Raw genomic sequence first — 17724 nt, 5'->3', positions numbered from 1 at the left:
CTTTCAAAATGGAGTCATTAGTTATGAGTTATTTAATTGATAATGATTTTGAAAACTATTATTCACTTACACTAGATGTCTCAGATCTTGCAGAGAAAATGCCATCCTATAGTCAGCGATTTCGTGCAAAACCGAGGCTAGATAAATGGGTAGCTCCCAAAGCGCACTTCTACGCTAGTGATAATTACACAGGTAAAGAAGAATCTATACCAGACATTACTATATGGGCTTTAGGAAATATAGTTCTAAGCCCTAGAGCATTTTCAGCCCTAAAAGATATTCTAAATTCATCTGGTGAGTTCTTACCACTTCTAATTGGTGATGAAACATATTACATGTTTAATACACTATATGTGATTCCAGAAGAGTATGATGACTCAACTAATGCTGTTGAAGTGGTGAACTCAGGAGTTCACATGGGGCAAGATTCTGTTAAGTTCATTGACTCAGAATTAGAGGGGCACTGTATATTTAAATCTTATACAAATAAACTGACTTTTAGTTTTGTAACTGAAGAATTTAAAACTGCATATGAGGCGAACTCTTTTACAGGCCTGAAATTTCAAGAAGTAAGTTAGCACACAGATTTGAGAGCAATCTAGTACACTCATAGATTGCTCGATTATACAAATATCTTCCAAGTATGGAAACATTACTGGACAACCATAGATCAGTAAATGCTTAGCTACATGAATACCTCTTATATTTGGTACTTGTTATCTAGTATGACAGTCAATATCGCACTATTCAGGCAGCTTTTAAACTCTTGATATTTGCCAGTAAGTGATATGATATGCTTAGTTTGAATACTCTGTGAGCTTCAAATGAAAAAGCGTAAGAAATTACTTTGGTTCAGCCTTCTTGCCGTCTCTTTAATTGGAGTCGGATTCATACTTGGTATGTTTGGCAGTGCTCTTAAGCCTCCAGCAAATGCTGGTGAGCAATCTTCTAGTATTGATATAGCTGATCTAGAGCCGGGTGAATTACTTACTCAGGATGTAAATTATGAGGGGGGAGGGAAGTGGGGCTATAGATACATAATTTATAAAAACTATGAATCCGAAATCACAGTATTTAGTGTTCCCCTCAGAGAAGGCATGGTAAATATGCCAGATATAAAGTGGTGGAGGTGGGGCACAGAATGTAGAAATTTTGGGCCGACCATGAAAAACGGTAAGGTAGTCCCACAAAGCCAGTTCAGATGCCATGACCACGAATTAAATACGTGGTTAGCTAAAGAAAATGTCTGGGATCTTGATGGAAATAACCTCGGCAAATATACAGAGGACATGGAAAGAGCAAAATTTTCAATAAAAGGTTTTGACTTAATACTTCATAGGTTTTATTAGAAAATAAATCAACCTCTACCCCCTACTGTCATAGAGCTTTTTAATGTCTGATCCGCCTCATCATGCGGGAAGTAATTTTAAAACTAAAATGGGGTATACGGAAAATCTGATGTAATCTTTGATCCTCATAAGCTGAAGGACTAAGGATAGTTACTAATTTAAGTGTTAGTGGTATCCAAAAATATAAGGCTCCGAAGCCGAGGGCTTCATGCACATGGCCAATGATGCTTAAGAGAGGGGCACGGGAGACGAGTTCCCATATGGCCACCTTACTTCTGAAGGTGAAGGTGCTGGTGATCCGACTGGCGAGGCGCGGGGTGAAGACGATTTACCAAGGCTATACCCTACTTTGTATAATAAGTATTTTTAACTTTGAATATTGTTTACAGCAAAAATAAATACAGTGAACTAATAGAATTATGTGTAATTAGGAATACCCCTCAATGAAGTGGAGCAAGCTTAAATCTCTAGTTGAAGAAAAATTTTCTCCATCCCTGGATGGCCGTATCTCTATCAACAGTACCAGTTATGGAAACTGTTCATGTGGACATGCCTGGTTAACTTTTGATAAAGAAGTCATAGCAAACTTCTGTACAAGGGCCTTTTGGAATAGAGCGAGTGGTAATTGCTATAGAAAAGATAATCGCTGGGTTACTGATTCCGAAGTGCCTGAGCATGTAAGTGAAAAGCAGAAACTATCCTATGGTGAGGTGGAGTATGGAGAGTTATCTCGACAAGATGCCTATCAAGCTTGCTGGGAATTCGTTCATACCCTCAAAGTTGATGAAGCTCTAAACTCCGAGAACCCATTGATTCAGTCCCTAGCCACACTGGATAAGCGTTTAGGCAAGCGTAGACTCAAAGAGATTGATGCAGCAACTTTGCATCCATTAGCAAAGAAATTATTGAGCATAAGATTAGAGTCTGAAGGTATTAAAGCCCCGGCAATCACAGAACAAACCTCTTCAACACAACATCCATAGGTTATTTAATTATCTAAGTATCCAGCAAGCCATCAAGATAATATTACAAGGTTTAGATAGCAGGGCCGTTTACTCCAACACTTAACACCAGGCATACCCGGTACGATAGTCCACTTTTTAGAAATGAAGCTCCAAATATAGATAACGCGCTCTGATTTAACATAAAACTTTGGGCGAAGATTATCTATCACACCCCATTTTTTTATTTCTTATACTCGGTGTAATGCTATGTTATTTCTTGCGCTAGTAGCATCAAGGTCCAAAGGCTTCCAAGTGCATACCTACTATACACCGTACTAACTTTCTGATTCTTAATGATTTATGTCTGTGATTGATAAATATCAAAAATAGAAGATGTGAAATAGCTCCGTTTTTAGAGCGATATTATCAGCCAAAAATACACTATAACAAACTCAGCAGTACAGGATCTCTATTTTCACTTCCTTGAACCTAATTGGCTATTGTCATCTAATCAAATCGTTCTCGATAAGGAAATTTCACAATAATAATAACTGGGAAGTTAGGTATGACAAAGACATTTTCACAGCATGCTGTAGACAAGATTAATTCTATTATGAATGATCACAGCAATCATGTTGGTAGCCAGCTTAAAATAGGTAACCCCACAAAATATAAAAATCATATTTCTAGCGATTGTATAACAATGGCAATTTGGGTTCTTAAATATAGTTTTGAGAAGCTTGGAAAGCTTAATTCCAGCAAGCGAGTGGGTGGACTTGGAGAAAAAGGTACCGAGTTAGCAAAATACTTGATTAATACTCATAACTGGAAAGGCGTATATTACAATCCTGACGTTAAGCACCCTAGTGATGGTCTTGGTGAACATATTGCGAGCTACTACAATCAGGTAAAGAAAAACTGTACCTATAGTGTCAGTCGTGTGCCGATCAGCAATACTGTTATAAACTATAAGCCGAGCAAAAATAAAGTGACCACCTATTTGGATTTAACCAAGAAACAAGACGCAGATTACAACACATTTTCAAATATTCCATTTGGACTGGGAATGTCAAGTGGCGGTAGGCATGTATGGCTTTATTCAAAAGAGTTTGTGTACGAATCACACTGGGAAAAAGAAGCTGGCGATGGATTATATACTAAGACACAATTAAAAATGTTTCCCTGGCTCTCAGGAATTATTGTTGTACCACCAGACACGCACAACCTTTTAACTATTACTTCCACCAACTGTAAGTAATTATATTTATGCTAAAACCTATAAAAATCCTACTACTATTTTTAATGACATTGTCATCCTTCACCTGTGCTAGCACGGAAACGGATGATGTTAAACTGGACAAAGCTCAAGTTAATGTTGTTTTACGAGAGTGGAACAAAAAAGGATTCGGCGATAAGATTGAAACAACTACATTAACGATAATAACAGCTCCAGATTACAAGGGTGATATCGTTATTTTACGTGAAAATGAGCCAAAACGTGGTTTCACTGCGGAAGTTTACAAACCAAAGCCAAATGCACTGAACCCTGAGCTATGGGAATTTGTATCTGGTGATATTGAAAAATCCATAGTGAAACAACCTAATGGCAAATTCCATTTATCCGAGATGGTTGATAAAGGGGTAAGAATAGAAGTTATCGACCTAAGCAATGAAAATAAATAGCTATATAATTTAGAGTAGCAACCCAGAGCCCCATAGATTTGTCGTTTGCATTACTACTTTCTATGGAATTTGGATAGCTACTCTATTCGTCATAGCCAGACTATATTCCTCCGATTTAAGATCAGCTCTATTTCTAGACCATCACAAGTTTCTAATGGTTGGGTACATTATCCAAGAGATAAGACAGAATCATCAGAATCTTCTGTAAATTTGATTTTAACGTAACCAGTTTTAGGAGATATATTTCATTGAGCGATAAGGTGAATATGAGAAATAAAGCGCGTAGTTTTGCTATTCAGGCACATGGGGACCAGCGGTATGGTAGCTTCCCATACTCGGTTCACCTTGATGAAGTAGCTAAAATCGCTAGCGAGTATGGTGAAGAGGCCGAAGTGGTAGCATATCTTCACGATGTAATTGAGGATACCGATGTAACAGCTAAAGAGATTGAAGATATATTTGGCGAGCTGGTATCCAGGTGTGTGTGCATACTCAGTGATGAGCCGGGAGAAACCAGGAAAATAAGAAAATCTGCAACATATCAAAAAATGGCCAAGGTATCGGGATCAGAAGAGCTTGCTTTACTAGTAAAGGCCGCTGACCGCCTAGCCAACATGAGAGCTTGTCTTCGATCAGGTGATAAAGCTTTTCTTAATATGTATCGAGGAGAATATGAAGTCTTTCGTCGATCAGCCTATCGGCCAAACCTCTGTGACAAAATTTGGTCAGAAATAGAAGAAATACAAAATTTATATCACAGTAAGTAGGAGAGATGATTTTGAATATCACAGGGAGATGAATAAGATCATCAAGGTAAAAATATTGTTAATTTACTTACAGTTTATAAATCGATAATACAATCTCAGCAAAAATACTTCTACACGATTTATGATAAAAGGACTTCTAAATGACCCCGCTGATTCATCCTACTCAGCCGCTCTTGGAGCACAATATCTTTTCTAGTTTGCTATCCAGCTTAATACGCTAGTTCGTAGGTAGCATGCTGATCTGATATCTGACAGTTTACATTCCTGCTTGCTTTGCCCTTTTCGCTAAGCTATAAGAGAGTTGCTCCTTACTAGGGGCAGGCAAGTAAAAGGTCATATGTATCAATGAAAAAGCTGCTTAAAATATCAACGTTTGTTAGTTGCTTTACAGTTTTGTCAGCTGGAGGGGCGTTTCTCTTTTCACCCCCCATAGCTTGCAGCACAGATTACGAGTTTCAAAAGTCCCTTGTTGTAAAACATATTGAATCTAAAGGTTGGCCAATAAAATATCTGATTCCAATGGATAATCCTGATAACAGTTGCCAAGCAAGTTTTCTTTATAGATCAGACAATCAACACATAAAGTTTGTTGTTGTCGCCGGCACTAAAGTGACATGGTGGGACTTCAATGAACGCGATTAATAGAAATTCCAAAAAACTGGCACTATTGAACAGCTAGTTATGTATCAAGTAGGAAGAAATGAATGGCAATAAAATGCCCTGAGTGCAAGTCGAAAAATGTAGATGAAGTATTCCCCTTTAGTTTTTCTAAGTCGCGCTGCCCAGATTGTGGTTTTGAATACATTTTAAGTATTTGGTACCGCCTATCTGTTCATACGTTCTTGTGGTCGGTGCTGATATTCTTAGTCATTCCTTTTAACTTTATTGTGTCAGCTGATAATGTTTCTAATACAGTAGGGTTTACATTGATTGGCTTGATGATGATTTGTCCTATGGCCTACTGGTATATCACGTATACATGCTATCGCGTAGAAACTCCCAATAGGGTTAGTAAAACCAATTTTTTGATTTTTTGGGTTCTTACAGTGGCAACATATACCCCAGCAGTTATCTATATAGCAGGCTCTAATGCATAACAATGCGCTGTATATCAAAGGCCAATTTTGTGCATTTTTACCCAGTCGCTGCGCTCCCATTATCGTGCATAAAGCGTCCAAAACTGTCCGCAGCTGAACGTGGCGATATTAATCAATTAGTAACATCAGCCTTAAACTAAAGAAGAAGAAAATTGAAATATCTACTCCTGATTCTTATCTTTCTTACCATTTGCGGCTGTGCTTCTCAAGAGCCGAGAGAAATTTTGTTACCGAAGATCATGAATATTGAAGGTAAAAATTTCATTTCTGCAAATGTATTTAAAGAGTATGAATTAGAAATTAGCAGGCCAAATAGTGGCGAATTCAGCGTAAATATACCGGAAAAAGAAGCACCCAATTACTATGCATGCGGTGGAGTTTACTGGGACGATTCCCTATATGCTCAAAAGATTCTAGAAGAAGCAGATTTAGTATTGGATTTTAAGGGCGTGCAAGAAATTTGGGTCCCAATTGAAGGCGAGCCTAAAAAACCATATATTTTCGAAGTTCGGTAGCATAGCGAGTTCCTGTATCCGATTGTGTACACTCTTTTCGCCATACTGAAGCAGGACGGTTTCATTCCGATAAGGCAAGAAGGAATCAATACGTTATGAGAATAGCCACATTATTTATATTGCTTTTTTTCGCTACATTTAGCTATTCTGAAGAGATTACCAATTGCCCCCCACAACTTCAACGAATTGAAGGATATGACCCGAGTTATCCAATCCGAGAGAGCCGACAACCTGTAGATGGCTGGGTAGTTCTAACCGCTCACCTGAATCCGGATGGGGGGTTAGAAGAGATCGACATTGTAGAATCAGTGCCAGATAATTTTTTTGATAGATCTGTTTTAATAGCTGTAAGAAGTTGGAAGTTCGACTGGTCGGGTAGCTGGTGTAAGTATAAAACTAAGATTAGCTTCGTATTTAGTGGCTGACCATTTTATGATTAAGTCACTTACAAGTAAGTTATATAAATTATGAAAAGATACGGCTACAAATTCGCCAAAGATGATGGCGGGCTATCTAGATTGAGTGGACTCCGCTTCTTTATCGGGCTATGTACTTTTTTCAGTACAATCGCCAGCTTGATTTTCTCTGGTGAGAGCTACTTAAAGCTATACTTAGCCACACTCTTCGCTTTTTGGCTTGCGGCCTTCTTGGTAGAAGTTATCCCCAAAGTAAGATCCTATCCAGTTTTATTTTCCGCACTAACGGCAAGTATAATTTTCTGGATTGATCAGAGAAATGTTTTCATAGTCCGTCAGTGTGAAAACTGGAAATGTGTTAATGTTGAAGATTTAAGCGGTAAAATAATATATTTGGGTTTTTGTGGATTAGTAATAATTGCTTCTCTGTGGTCTTTGCGAAGACAGTCACACTAACGCATATAGGTATCATTCGACCCATTGGCACGAAAATGCTATATGGATATAGTGCACCAATAAACGACATAACTTCAGCACACAATAGTAGTTTATAATTTATTTAAAATTTAATTCCTGTGCGACATATACCATCAATAATTGCTGCAATTCTTATTCCTTCGATAGTACTTTTGTTAATAGCCGGAACGTTAGGATTTTCTAAAATAAATTCAGCCGGCCCAGCATTTATTTTTATTTTTTCAATCTCTATATCACTAGCACACATGATTATTTATGTACCACTTGCATTAATCATAGAAAGATACTTTGGGTTAAATCTATTCAAATGTATTTGTCTAGGCCTAATTGTTGGCTCACTATACCCTGGAGTTAATGCTTGGCCGTATCCTGATGGAAGTTACATTGGTAAGGTTGAAGATACTTTAATGGGCATAGATGTGATCAAAGCAATTAATGGCTATCCAACGCTTTGGGGTTGGTTAATTTACCTAAAGCATGTACTTACAGTAGGCCTCCTTTTTGGAACCACTAGCGGTTTAGGTTACGGTCTTTTTTATAAAAGGCCGGTATCCTCTATCCATAGATAGAGAGATCTAATTGTTATAGATAAATTCATCAACACTTCATTAATGGCCCTCAAGTACACTGAATTTTTTATGTCATACGGTTCTACAGAGCACTTGAGATAAAAGTACAATGTATTGCTGATACGAAAGTTAAGGTTGCAACATGGCATGACTCAGGAGCGATTAGCACAGATTACATGGCTCAGTGTGCGTACCGTTCAGCGCACCGAAAGAGGTCAACATTTTGGCTCGCAATTACCAAATAGAATAAGAATCTAATTTCTCTGGTATTGTCGCTCTTTATAAGAGCCATAGTTTAGTCAGATTAAAAGTGCTTGACCGGTAAAGCCCCTAATATTTTAGGGACTTGATAAGATTGTCAGTTAAGTAAATTTACATGGCAAATTTCTGATTATAACTTTGCCTACCCCCAAAATTTTTTACGAATAGACTTCCAAAGTTTGCCGAGCAGATCCTGATTGGAGCGAGAGGCAGATTCTACAATGGCTCTATGCATCTCCTTTTCAGACTCAGTAAATTCACTTCGATATTTTTCTTCAATCTGTTCATAGGTCAGCCCTTTTGCCTTCATAAACCAAGACAGGAGCTGCCCTAAGTAAGATATTTTTTCTCTTGTTTTTTTCAGCTCATGATTTCTCTGCAACACAGCGCCCTCACCTAACATCTTCCAAATACCAGCTTCAATCTGTTGAGCTTGCTCTACAGAAAGCTGTTTATCTTTAGTTGCTTCTTCAAACATTTCATCTGCAAGTGCCTGTACATTATCTGGCATAGTCGAAAGTGGAACGGAATACTCCCGCTCTCTGGTTTTATAATCTTGGATAACAGCCTGTAATACATAAATTATTGCAGCAATTAGAGTGGTGATAAATTTCATTGTTACGCCTCTATTGGTTGACTATTTTATAAAAGTATTTTGAATTCAAGTTGCTCTTCTAGGAGCCAAGACATATCTATATAGGTTCCCCCTAAAAAGACTGGATTAGCACCCTACTGATGGATCAAGAACGGAAGACATGCACCAAATCAGAGCATAAAAATCACATGCCTGAAAAATGCTATAAATTTAATATATAGAATTTTTACAAAAATTTGTTTGATGAGTTGTACATCCTGTTCTATAGAATACGTATCGAAATTCACCAAATAGAATGACATGCTTTTAATAGAATAAGCTTACCTGGAAAAATATCTGTCAGAGGAAAAACAAACGCCAGAATTTAAATTCAAAAACTTTTAAATATTAGAGTGTTATGATTGTTTTGATATTTTCTACATACTTTAGGCAAGGCCATGGTTCTTTGCTGGCATACCTATCTAGTCAGGATCAGGTTTTCTAAACAACCATCACATTTAATTTATATTCTGCTTTAACGAGTAATAAGCTAAATCAAACTAGATATTAACCAGATGATATCTATTAGAAAATCTTTCCTTCATAGGTTATACAGGTGCAATTATTCTGTCCCTCGTCAATCTTCTGAGGGAACTTACATTAGATCAACAATATAAATATGAGATCCTGAGGGAAATTATTTATAGGAAGAACTTCTATTTAATTAAGATATAGATGCCTACCAACCATTCAGGCACGCTTTTCAACGCTCAGACTTCTGTTGCGCCCAATTCTTGTGCGTTACTTAAAAAAAGTAAAATTTTTAAACTTTTAACCTCTTTTTTATCCCCCCTAATATCATTTTTTTACGTCTTCAATCTAGTTGGGCCCCAAGGAAGGCAGTTTTGGCCTTGAAAAAAAATAATAGTGAGCATAAGAGAGAGAAACTCAGTATGATGATGCGCCTTCGTAAACAAAAAAATTTGATTGCTCAAGCAATCCCCGCCGCAAACCCTAGCGACTATTCAACCCCCTGGTACAGTGTGGCGATTGCCTGTTTGGTAATAAATACTGCATCTGTGGCAGCATTTGCCCAGGAGGGGCAAGGGGACAAGCCCAGTAACTATTCTGGTTCGGCTATTGAAGAAGTTACGGTTACCGCACAGAAAATTGAGGAAAGCATTCAGGATGTGCCTATTGCAGTCTCTGCGCTATCTGGGGATAACATGGATGCTTTAAAGATTGAAGGGGGCAATGAACTGCTGCGAGCCGTTCCCAATGTTAACTTCTCCAAAACAAACTTTAGCTCATACAATTTCTCTATTCGAGGAGTGGGAACTCAGTCAATTTCTGCCAGTAGTGATCCTGCCGTTGCAGTAAGTTTTAATAATGCTTCTTTAATCAGGAATCGTCTGTTTGAGCAGGAATTTTTTGATGTACAGCGGGTAGAAGTTCTGCGTGGCCCTCAGGGCACATTATATGGTCGTAACGCCACTGCTGGTGTGGTTAATATGCTACCAATCATGCCGGAAGATGAATTCGCCTCAGAGATTGAGGTTGAAGTGGGCAATTATAATAGTAAGCGCACCAAGGGTATGTTGAATATACCATTGGGTGAAACCATGGCTTTCCGCTTTTCTGGAGCCATGACCAAGCGGGATGGCTTTGATTACAATACTTATACCAAGAATGATGTTAACGACCGGGATCTCTACTCCACGCGTGCCATTTTTGAATGGACTCCCAGTGATAAGTTTAATGCTAATTTGATTTGGCAACACTTTGATGAAGATGACAAGCGATCCCGCACCGGTAAGCAGCTTTGTACTACTGACCCCGGTGATGCAATGGTCGGTGATACGGAAACAACACAGTTTACTCAAGCAATGACAAGTCAGGGCTGTTTGCCTAGCTCGCTATATAGTAGTGATGCTTTTAGTGCACCCAATGGGGCTGGCCTTGCTTATATAGTTGCACCGACAATGCTTATCCACCCAAATCTTTTTCAAGATGGTAGTCTCACAAACCTCCCAAATCCCTACAGTGGGGTTGATCAATCACGTGATTTACGTGAAATATCCACTAGTTTTGACCCGATATTTCGTGCAGAAAATGATTTAGTACAACTGAATTTTGAATGGGCTTTATCTGATACTCTGACATTTTATTCTCAGTCTACCTATGCTAAGGACGATTACTACTCATCTCAGGACTATAATCGTTTTACAACCGGCGCGGTCTTTACTGACTCAGCAGAACTTGGTGATAGTTGGGCATTAGGCCCTACACCTGGAGGAATTTATACCGACCCACAACTCGGTGCCTCTGATGGTATTTTGGCAGTAGATATAAGCCGCTCTGATAATGAACAGTGGAGTCAGGAGTTCCGTTTGCAAACAGCTTTTGATGGCCCCTGGAATTTCTCCGTTGGTGCAAACTACCTGAATTTTGAAACCCAGGATGATTACTTTGTTTTTAATAACATGTTCACCATGATTTCTGAATATGTTTACAGTCGGGGATACGATGAAGATGGCAATATCATTCCGATAAATTGCATTGACCCCGCCACAGATTTATCTGGGGATGACTGTATATATGTAGACCCTAATTCGTTAAACAATGTTGATGAAATGGGTCATAATTATTTTCTTAGCCGTAATTTGGTAGAAACTAGTTCCTGGGCTGTATTTGGTGAGGCATATTGGCAAATTACTGACGATGTAAAACTTACCACTGGTCTACGTTATACCAATGATGAAAAGACCACAAATCCTGTACCTAGCCAGTTATTACTTGGTAATTATTATGAAGATGGTGAAACTTATTCAGGTCGCAGCTCAGGTGGTTATTCCAATATGGGATATCCTGAGGGTGAGGAGTTTTCTCAGGATTGGCAAGAGTATACCGGGCGGGCAGTGCTAGACTGGCGAGCAGATACTCCCTTTACCGATGATACTATGTTCTACGTTTCTTTTGCCCACGGTTATAAAGGAGGCGGTTCTAACCCACCACGTGCGGTGATTGATCCAGCGCGGGTTCAATACCAAGATTTACCTAATACTTTTGAACCTGAATTTGTAAATTCCCTTGAGTTCGGTACCAAGAATGTTTTGCTTGATGGCCGTTTAAACTTAAATGCAACAGCTTTCTATTACGACTATACCGATTACCAGGTTTCCCAGATTGTTGATCGTATCGCATTAAATGAAAACTTTGATGCAGAAAGTATGGGACTGGAGTTAGAGCTGGCATGGCAAATGACTGAGAGCACCAGGATGAATATGAATGTGGGTTACTTGAGAACCCGCATAGCAGAAGGGGAGGAATCTATAGATGTTATGGACCGCACCCAGGGAAATGAAGACTGGACAGTTCTGCGGCCTAGCTTACAGGTACCCTCCAACTGTATTGCTCCGGTAGAATATGTAGAAGCTGCTATGACTGCCTTGGAAGGATTTTTTGGTGTAGTCCCCCTTTGGGCATTATGTGCGGGCTCACAGCAATGGGGCGTTTACTCTGATTCTATTGAAAATCCAAATTTCCGATGGGATCAAATGCTGGCTCTTTTCGGTTACGATCTGGGCGAATATAATCCACTTACTGATGCCCCCAATGGCGGGCGCGGTTTTTCTGCTGATCTAAGTGGCAATGAACTACCAAATGCTCCTAAGTTAACGTTTAACTTAGCAGTGGAGCATGTCATTCCCCTTTCAGATTGGGAATTAGCTTTACGTGCCGATTACTATCGACAGTCTGAGAGTTATGCGCGGGTTTATAATACCGAGTATGACCGCTTAAAAGCCTGGGGTAACTTCAATGCATCAGCGACCCTAACCCATCCGGAATCAGAATTGCAAATGCAGTTATATGTGAAAAATATCTTTGATGATACGCCTATCACAAGCGCCTTTACCAATAGTGATGACTCCGGCCTTACTACCAATGTATTCACCCTGGATCCGCGTATTATAGGCTTTAGTCTAAATAAGCGTTTCTAATTTTTATATTTCCAGTAGGGCACTAATAGTTCTATAGTGTCTTACTGGTTTTTCAGACTGGCTATGCCTGAAAACACCTCTATTTCTAACCTTCTTTTCACTCATATAAATCATCGATCAATCGTGTAGCGGGCGGTTGATGATTGTTTGCTAGGACTAGCCACACACCTCCCAATTGTACTTTATTTTGGGAATAGCCTAGTCTCTCTGCATTGTCTTCTTATTAAGGCCTAAAGTAACTTTGAGCCAAAAATGCAAGTTTATACAATCTATAAACAAATAGTTGGGTAAAAACTATATAGCTGTACATTTGGTACATTATTAACATGCCGAGTTAATAAAGCGAGCGGGTCAACTAATGGCAGGCATATTAAAAAAGAGGATAAGAATTTTTTTGCAGATAATGATTGATATTTAGAAACAGATATCTTGGTTTTTTTATGAATATACAGACGGGGAAAAAGTAGAGCAACCAGTACTTTCTGACTACTCTACTTTAGATATTGGCCTTTTAAAGGTTACTTATGGCACGAAAGATGCCTGGGGATTTGTAGAGATAGTACCGGTTATTTTGCAGTCGCTACCAATACCAACGCTTGGGAGTACCGCGGCATTAAAAGTAATTTCTCCGGTAGATTGGTTAAAACTACCGGTAATATCACCAAAACAATTGCCGGTAATAGCTGCAACAGTTACATCTTTTAGGGTAACGGTATTCCCTGCATTACCTACCAATGTATAGGGCAGATTGGTAAAGCTAACTGCTCCACAAAGGAAACCAGTATTCAGTGACAAGCTGCCCACAGAGGCGTTACCTGATGAATTTGTAGTAGAACTACCGGATAGACCACAAGTAAGGTTTATACCCTTAGATACTTTTATATCACCAACATTGGCCAGGCCAATGGTACCTTGGGGAGACCAGGTGTCAGCGGCTGCACCAGTGCTAACAATTGCCAGGGCGAGCGCGGTAAGGATCTTTTTCATGTTCATTATTTCCTATTTTTAGTAATTAGAATAGGTAGAAGCATGAATACGCTGAGTATTCATCCCTTACGGGTAATGCATCTACATTAATCATCGCTGGAGAAGCAAAAAATTGGGCCCACTTAAACTGCAGTAATATTCAACTTCCAAGTCCTCTTATCTCCACTCCTATAAGACGCTTTTCTTCGTCAGTTCGGAGGGATACAAATTTTGATAAACATGGTATTTGATGCCAGTTTTAGTTATATTTTTTTCGTGAGGATAAATATCGGGAGTATTTATTAATTTTATGAATTTATAAATTACTTAATGATTTTCATTTATTCGTGAATATATTTATTTATAATAAGTAAGCCACTATCTGGGGGCGTAAAATTTTTTATCTTTGTCTGCTTATCCTTAATTTTTTGTTACTAAATTTGAATACTTTTTAAATATTGAGCTTTCAGTATTCGAAGATTTTAAGATAAATCTATTTAACTCCTATCGATGTTCGAAAATCAGATAGACCTCAGGCGATAAAGTGGCATAGAAAGTAGCGTTTTTAGGAAAAGCAGAGTGCTAAGGGGAGCGGCAAGCGCAGAGTAGAAGAAAGAGAGATTTTAGCGTATAAATTACATATCCAAATTGATGTTCAAATGATCAATTTGGTTTTGTACTTCTAAAAGTTGTTCAGCTCGTTCTAGGGTTTGGCCTTCCGTTTTTGCCAACTGATTATCTCCTCACCAAAATCTATCTCTAGCTCTTATTACGCCAGTATCCCGCGATCTTGAGTGCATTGGCTTTATTTCGCAGCTTGGGTAATTCAGGTATTTGAGGGCCCTGTCAGTAATAAACCGCTATTTATTTATCATATTCGGTATTTAGTCGCTGTGCCTTGCACTCAGTGCAATATTGGGAGTTAGAAGAAATAGAGATAAGCATGGGTCGAACATGTGATTGAGGATAACGGTATTTATGGTTAACCTCTTTGCAGTTTGGAAAGATACGGCGGTATCGCTCCGCCCCAGCTGATGCTGATAGCCGTCGGCTTTAGCAGAAGCGAAGTGGAATCAAACGCTGCATTTCTAAAAATATTTAAACGCAACTGCGCTATTTATACTTATGGTCTCGAAGGGGATAAAGCAGTTATAAACTCACCCCTCCTCCTGCACCTCACCATAAACATGGTAAATCTCCGGCACCTGGCCGCGATCATCCATCCGCATTCCCAGATCTCTAATCAGGCCGTCGCGAATATCGTAGATCCAGCCGTGCAGGCTGAGGCGTTGGCCTCGGTCCCAGGCATGCTGGACTATTTTGGTCATGGCCAGGTTTTGTACCTGTGCCATCACATTTAATTCACAAAGGCGCGCTGAGCGGGATTCTTTATCGAGAGATTCCAGCTCTTGCCGGTGGCGGGCGTAGACATCCTTGATGTGGCGTAGCCAATTATCCACCAGGCCACATTCGCTGTGGCCCATGGCGGCCTGTACGCCACCGCAACCATAGTGGCCACACACCACCACGTGTTCCACCTTGAGTACTTCCACGGCGTATTGCAGTACCGAGAGGCAATTAAAGTCTGTGTGTACTACCACGTTGGCGATATTACGGTGTACGAATAACTCCCCCGGTGCCATGCCCACAATCTCGTTGGCGGGCACGCGGGAATCGGAGCAGCCGATCCATAAATACTTGGGTACTTGCAGGCGGCTCAGGCGTTGGAAAAACTCCGGGTCCTGTGCCGTCCTATCCTCCGCCCAGGCGCGATTGCGCGCGAACAATTGGCGAATCTCTGCCACCTCAGTGGGCCTCCCCCGATAAATCCAGGCCAGAGATTTGCGCGGCTTTCACCATTTTTTGCAGGTAGTCGCTGGTCATCTGGCGGCGGCGTTTTTCGGTCAGGTATTCCTCGATGCGCTCCCAGACATATTCGTATTCCAGTGGGCGGCCCGGCTCGCATTGCTCCACATAAATCAGGTGCACACCGTAGGGGGTCTCCACGGGTTCCGCTACCAAACCGGTGCCCTGCTCGAACACTGCGCGTTCGAAGGAGGCAACGGTATCACCGCGCCCTACTTGGCCGAGGCTGCCACCGGCTTCGGAGGAGGAGCAGGCTGAGTGGGATTGGGCTAAACGAGCGAAAGATTGCAGTGGATTGGAGTCGGCGCGAATCTGTTCCAGCATATTCTCGGCTGCGATGCGTGCCTTGGCGCAGGCCTCGGAGTCATCCGGTGCAGCCGGGATCAGGATATGGCGTACTTCTGCGAGGGGATCGGAGCGGAACTTATATGGGTGGGCTTCGAAGTAAGCGCGGCACTCGGCGTCGGTTGCCGGGTTCACCTGTAGCTCGCCTTTTAATAGATCTGAGACTGCGCGATCGAAAACCTCACTGTGCAAGTCTTCGTCGGCAGCGCAGAGACCCTGCCCTGCAGCTCGATCTCGTAGCAGCCAGCCGATAACCAGAGCGCGTGCGGCGCAGTAGATCGCCTGACGCGGAGAATCTGCAGGCTGGTACTGCATCTCTTGGTAGATCAGGTCAGCGGGGATTTCAGTTCCGTTAACGGCCACTACCTCGGCCATCTCAAATTCGCCGCCGGCAGCATCAGTGGCCAGTAATGTATTCATGACTCAACTCCACACTGGGCCCGCTCATGGCGGGCCATTTAATAGTTGCAGGGATTAGCGCGCAGCTTTGGCGCGGACTACCTGGTAATTGCGGCGGAAGTACTGCACCGGAACACTCCATACGTGTACCAAGCGGCTGAAGGGGAACAGCAGGAACAGTGTCATGCCGAGGAAAATATGCAGCTTGTAAATGATGTTCACTCCGCTGATTGCAGCAGCTGCACCGGCACCATCCAGCGTGACAATGGACTGAGCCCAAGCCATCAATTTGAGCATTTCAGCACCGTCCATATGGCCGGCAGATACCACAATACTGATCAGGCCGAGGATCAATTGCGCGTAGAGCATCAGCAGTATGGCCAAGTCCATTTTGGAAGTGGTTGCGCGTACGCGCTTGTTGGTGAGGCGGCGCTTCACCAGAATGGTGAGACCGATAAAGCAGATCACCCCGAAGAAACCACCGATCCCCATTGCCATCATCTGCTTGGTGGAAGCTTCAATTCCAAGGAAGTGCCACACTGCCTTGGGTGTGAGTAGGCCGACAAAGTGGCCCGCGAGAATGGCGATCACCCCGATATGGAACAGGTAACTGCCGATGCGTAATTGCTTGCGCTCCAACAACTGACTGGAGCCGGTACGCCAGGTGTACTGATCCCGGTCGTAGCGGATCAGGCTACCCACCAGAAATACCGTGAGGGCGACAAAGGGGTAGATGGCGAAGAGCAGCGTATTCAGATAGTTCATCTTGTTACTCCTGTGGTGCGGGCTGGGCAGAATTCTGCGCGGCGTTGGCCCAGTTAAGGGGCTGGCCGTCGCGCAGCTGCGCATTGCTGGGCCGCGTTATTGACTGGTCGCAACTGTTGGCGCCGCTAAAGCTAACGGCCTCTTCCTCCCAGATCTTGTCCAGCGCCTCGGGGGTATCGTCACGTTCTTCGTTGGCGACTTCTTCCTTGAGTGCTGTCAGATCGACATATACCCCTGCCATCTGTAAGAGCGCATCCATCAACAGGTGGTAGGGACTCTCACGTTTGGACAAGCGCGCGCTCAACAGGGCTATCACATGGGTAATATCGTGAACCCAGCCGTAGGCTGCTTCCCCCTGGGTGGTACAGAACTCTAAGTAGGTGGGCAGGTAATCCGGCAGTTCGCGCTCATTCAGCTCAAGGCCGGCGCTGCGATAGCGCGCGGTCAGGTCTACCATGGCTTGGCCACGGTCACGGGATTCGCCGTGGATATGCTCGAAGATATGCAGGGATACAGCGCGGCCGCGCTCGAACAAACCGTCGTATTCGCTCTGCCAATCAAGCGCATCCATACGCTCGTAATGGGAGATAAATGCCAGCAGCTTGTCGCGCAACGGAGCATCCAGATCCTCGGATTCAGCCAACCAGCTGGTCAGCTCATCCAGGTGCGCCACCAGCTCATCGGACGGGTAATCCAGCAGGCGGGCGATCAGGTTTAGTACTTTCATCGG

At 41.8% G+C, this 17724-nt stretch carries 18 protein-coding genes; 12 read left to right on the top strand and 6 right to left on the bottom strand.

What is annotated here, in order from left to right:
• The first annotated feature begins 23 nt into the window (after window positions 1-23).
• From ACJJI8_RS06930 to ACJJI8_RS06880, 11 genes are all read left to right on the top strand, one after another.
• The gene (locus ACJJI8_RS06930) at window positions 24-578 is read left to right on the top strand and encodes a hypothetical protein (RefSeq protein WP_444934623.1); all 555 of its coding nucleotides are present in this window, start codon (window positions 24-26) and stop codon (window positions 576-578) included.
• Window positions 579-824: 246 nt separating this feature from the next.
• Window positions 825-1349, top strand: coding sequence for a hypothetical protein (locus ACJJI8_RS06925; protein ID WP_444934622.1), 525 nt, complete (start codon window positions 825-827; stop codon window positions 1347-1349).
• A 443-nt stretch (window positions 1350-1792) separates the two neighbouring features.
• On the top strand, window positions 1793-2332 hold the full coding sequence (locus ACJJI8_RS06920; protein WP_444934621.1) for an SF0329 family protein: 540 nt from the start codon (window positions 1793-1795) through the stop codon (window positions 2330-2332).
• 526 nt (window positions 2333-2858) lie between these two features.
• Window positions 2859-3551, top strand: a complete 693-nt coding sequence (locus ACJJI8_RS06915) for a hypothetical protein (RefSeq protein WP_444915032.1) — start codon at window positions 2859-2861, stop codon at window positions 3549-3551.
• An 8-nt stretch (window positions 3552-3559) separates the two neighbouring features.
• Window positions 3560-3976: a hypothetical protein gene (locus ACJJI8_RS06910; protein ID WP_444906690.1), complete on the top strand. Its 417-nt coding sequence runs from the start codon at window positions 3560-3562 to the stop codon at window positions 3974-3976.
• A 248-nt stretch (window positions 3977-4224) separates the two neighbouring features.
• The gene (locus tag ACJJI8_RS06905) at window positions 4225-4743 is read left to right on the top strand and encodes an HD domain-containing protein (RefSeq protein WP_444934620.1); all 519 of its coding nucleotides are present in this window, start codon (window positions 4225-4227) and stop codon (window positions 4741-4743) included.
• A 345-nt stretch (window positions 4744-5088) separates the two neighbouring features.
• Window positions 5089-5385 (top strand): hypothetical protein, encoded by a 297-nt coding sequence (locus ACJJI8_RS06900; protein WP_444915035.1) that lies wholly within the window; start codon window positions 5089-5091, stop codon window positions 5383-5385.
• Between the two features lie 607 nt (window positions 5386-5992).
• Entirely contained in the window at window positions 5993-6355 is a 363-nt protein-coding gene (locus tag ACJJI8_RS06895) for a hypothetical protein (protein WP_444934619.1), read from the top strand.
• Between the two features lie 95 nt (window positions 6356-6450).
• Window positions 6451-6780, top strand: coding sequence for a TonB family protein (locus tag ACJJI8_RS06890; RefSeq protein WP_444934618.1), 330 nt, complete (start codon window positions 6451-6453; stop codon window positions 6778-6780).
• A gap of 566 nt (window positions 6781-7346) precedes the next feature.
• Window positions 7347-7817 carry a hypothetical protein gene (locus ACJJI8_RS06885; protein ID WP_444934617.1) on the top strand — a complete coding sequence of 157 codons (471 nt, stop codon included), beginning with the start codon at window positions 7347-7349 and terminating at the stop codon, window positions 7815-7817.
• A 114-nt stretch (window positions 7818-7931) separates the two neighbouring features.
• Window positions 7932-8075, top strand: coding sequence for a helix-turn-helix domain-containing protein (locus ACJJI8_RS06880; protein WP_444915039.1), 144 nt, complete (start codon window positions 7932-7934; stop codon window positions 8073-8075).
• Window positions 8076-8220: 145 nt separating this feature from the next.
• Here the strand turns inward: ACJJI8_RS06880 and ACJJI8_RS06875 are convergent, their stop codons facing one another.
• Window positions 8221-8694, bottom strand: coding sequence for a hypothetical protein (locus ACJJI8_RS06875; RefSeq protein ID WP_413663997.1), 474 nt, complete (start codon window positions 8692-8694; stop codon window positions 8221-8223).
• Between the two features lie 911 nt (window positions 8695-9605).
• On the opposite strand from ACJJI8_RS06875, the gene ACJJI8_RS06870 reads away from it, so the two are divergent.
• Window positions 9606-12653, top strand: coding sequence for a TonB-dependent receptor (locus ACJJI8_RS06870; protein ID WP_444934616.1), 3048 nt, complete (start codon window positions 9606-9608; stop codon window positions 12651-12653).
• Window positions 12654-13175: 522 nt separating this feature from the next.
• Here ACJJI8_RS06870 and ACJJI8_RS06865 read toward each other — a convergent pair.
• The 5 genes from ACJJI8_RS06865 to narJ form a co-directional block, all read right to left on the bottom strand.
• On the bottom strand, window positions 13176-13640 hold the full coding sequence (locus ACJJI8_RS06865; protein ID WP_444906692.1) for a PraA/PraB family alkane oxidation protein activator: 465 nt from the start codon (window positions 13638-13640) through the stop codon (window positions 13176-13178).
• A 1136-nt stretch (window positions 13641-14776) separates the two neighbouring features.
• A complete protein-coding gene (can, locus tag ACJJI8_RS06860) occupies window positions 14777-15424 on the bottom strand; it encodes a carbonate dehydratase (RefSeq protein ID WP_282930420.1) in 648 nt (215 codons plus the stop codon).
• A 1-nt stretch (window position 15425) separates the two neighbouring features.
• Window positions 15426-16250: a peptidylprolyl isomerase gene (locus ACJJI8_RS06855; RefSeq protein WP_444934615.1), complete on the bottom strand. Its 825-nt coding sequence runs from the start codon at window positions 16248-16250 to the stop codon at window positions 15426-15428.
• Window positions 16251-16304: 54 nt separating this feature from the next.
• Complete coding sequence (gene narI / locus ACJJI8_RS06850; RefSeq protein ID WP_282930422.1) at window positions 16305-16994, bottom strand: respiratory nitrate reductase subunit gamma; 690 nt, start codon at window positions 16992-16994, stop codon at window positions 16305-16307.
• A 4-nt stretch (window positions 16995-16998) separates the two neighbouring features.
• The gene (narJ, locus tag ACJJI8_RS06845; protein ID WP_444934614.1) at window positions 16999-17721 is read right to left on the bottom strand and encodes a nitrate reductase molybdenum cofactor assembly chaperone; all 723 of its coding nucleotides are present in this window, start codon (window positions 17719-17721) and stop codon (window positions 16999-17001) included.
• Window positions 17722-17724 lie beyond the last annotated feature (3 nt).

The organism is Microbulbifer maximicatervae (SeqCode), from assembly GCF_052467695.1.
This window is presented reverse-complemented; position numbering and strand designations above follow the sequence as displayed.

Bases quoted from the DNA above. Each gene is read 5' to 3' on its own strand.
- ACJJI8_RS06930 (WP_444934623.1), top strand. From the start codon at position 24: ATGAGTTATTTAATTGATAATGATTTTGAAAACTATTATTCACTTACA.
- ACJJI8_RS06915 (WP_444915032.1), top strand. From the start codon at position 2,859: ATGACAAAGACATTTTCACAGCATGCTGTAGACAAGATTAATTCTATT.
- ACJJI8_RS06855 (WP_444934615.1), bottom strand. From the start codon at position 16,250: ATGAATACATTACTGGCCACTGATGCTGCCGGCGGCGAATTTGAGATG.
- narI (WP_282930422.1), bottom strand. From the start codon at position 16,994: ATGAACTATCTGAATACGCTGCTCTTCGCCATCTACCCCTTTGTCGCC.
- ACJJI8_RS06870 (WP_444934616.1), top strand. From the start codon at position 9,606: ATGATGATGCGCCTTCGTAAACAAAAAAATTTGATTGCTCAAGCAATC.
- ACJJI8_RS06910 (WP_444906690.1), top strand. From the start codon at position 3,560: ATGCTAAAACCTATAAAAATCCTACTACTATTTTTAATGACATTGTCA.
- narJ (WP_444934614.1), bottom strand. From the start codon at position 17,721: ATGAAAGTACTAAACCTGATCGCCCGCCTGCTGGATTACCCGTCCGAT.
- ACJJI8_RS06900 (WP_444915035.1), top strand. From the start codon at position 5,089: ATGAAAAAGCTGCTTAAAATATCAACGTTTGTTAGTTGCTTTACAGTT.
- ACJJI8_RS06865 (WP_444906692.1), bottom strand. From the start codon at position 13,640: ATGAAAAAGATCCTTACCGCGCTCGCCCTGGCAATTGTTAGCACTGGT.
- ACJJI8_RS06920 (WP_444934621.1), top strand. From the start codon at position 1,793: ATGAAGTGGAGCAAGCTTAAATCTCTAGTTGAAGAAAAATTTTCTCCA.
- ACJJI8_RS06890 (WP_444934618.1), top strand. From the start codon at position 6,451: ATGAGAATAGCCACATTATTTATATTGCTTTTTTTCGCTACATTTAGC.
- ACJJI8_RS06875 (WP_413663997.1), bottom strand. From the start codon at position 8,694: ATGAAATTTATCACCACTCTAATTGCTGCAATAATTTATGTATTACAG.
- ACJJI8_RS06925 (WP_444934622.1), top strand. From the start codon at position 825: ATGAAAAAGCGTAAGAAATTACTTTGGTTCAGCCTTCTTGCCGTCTCT.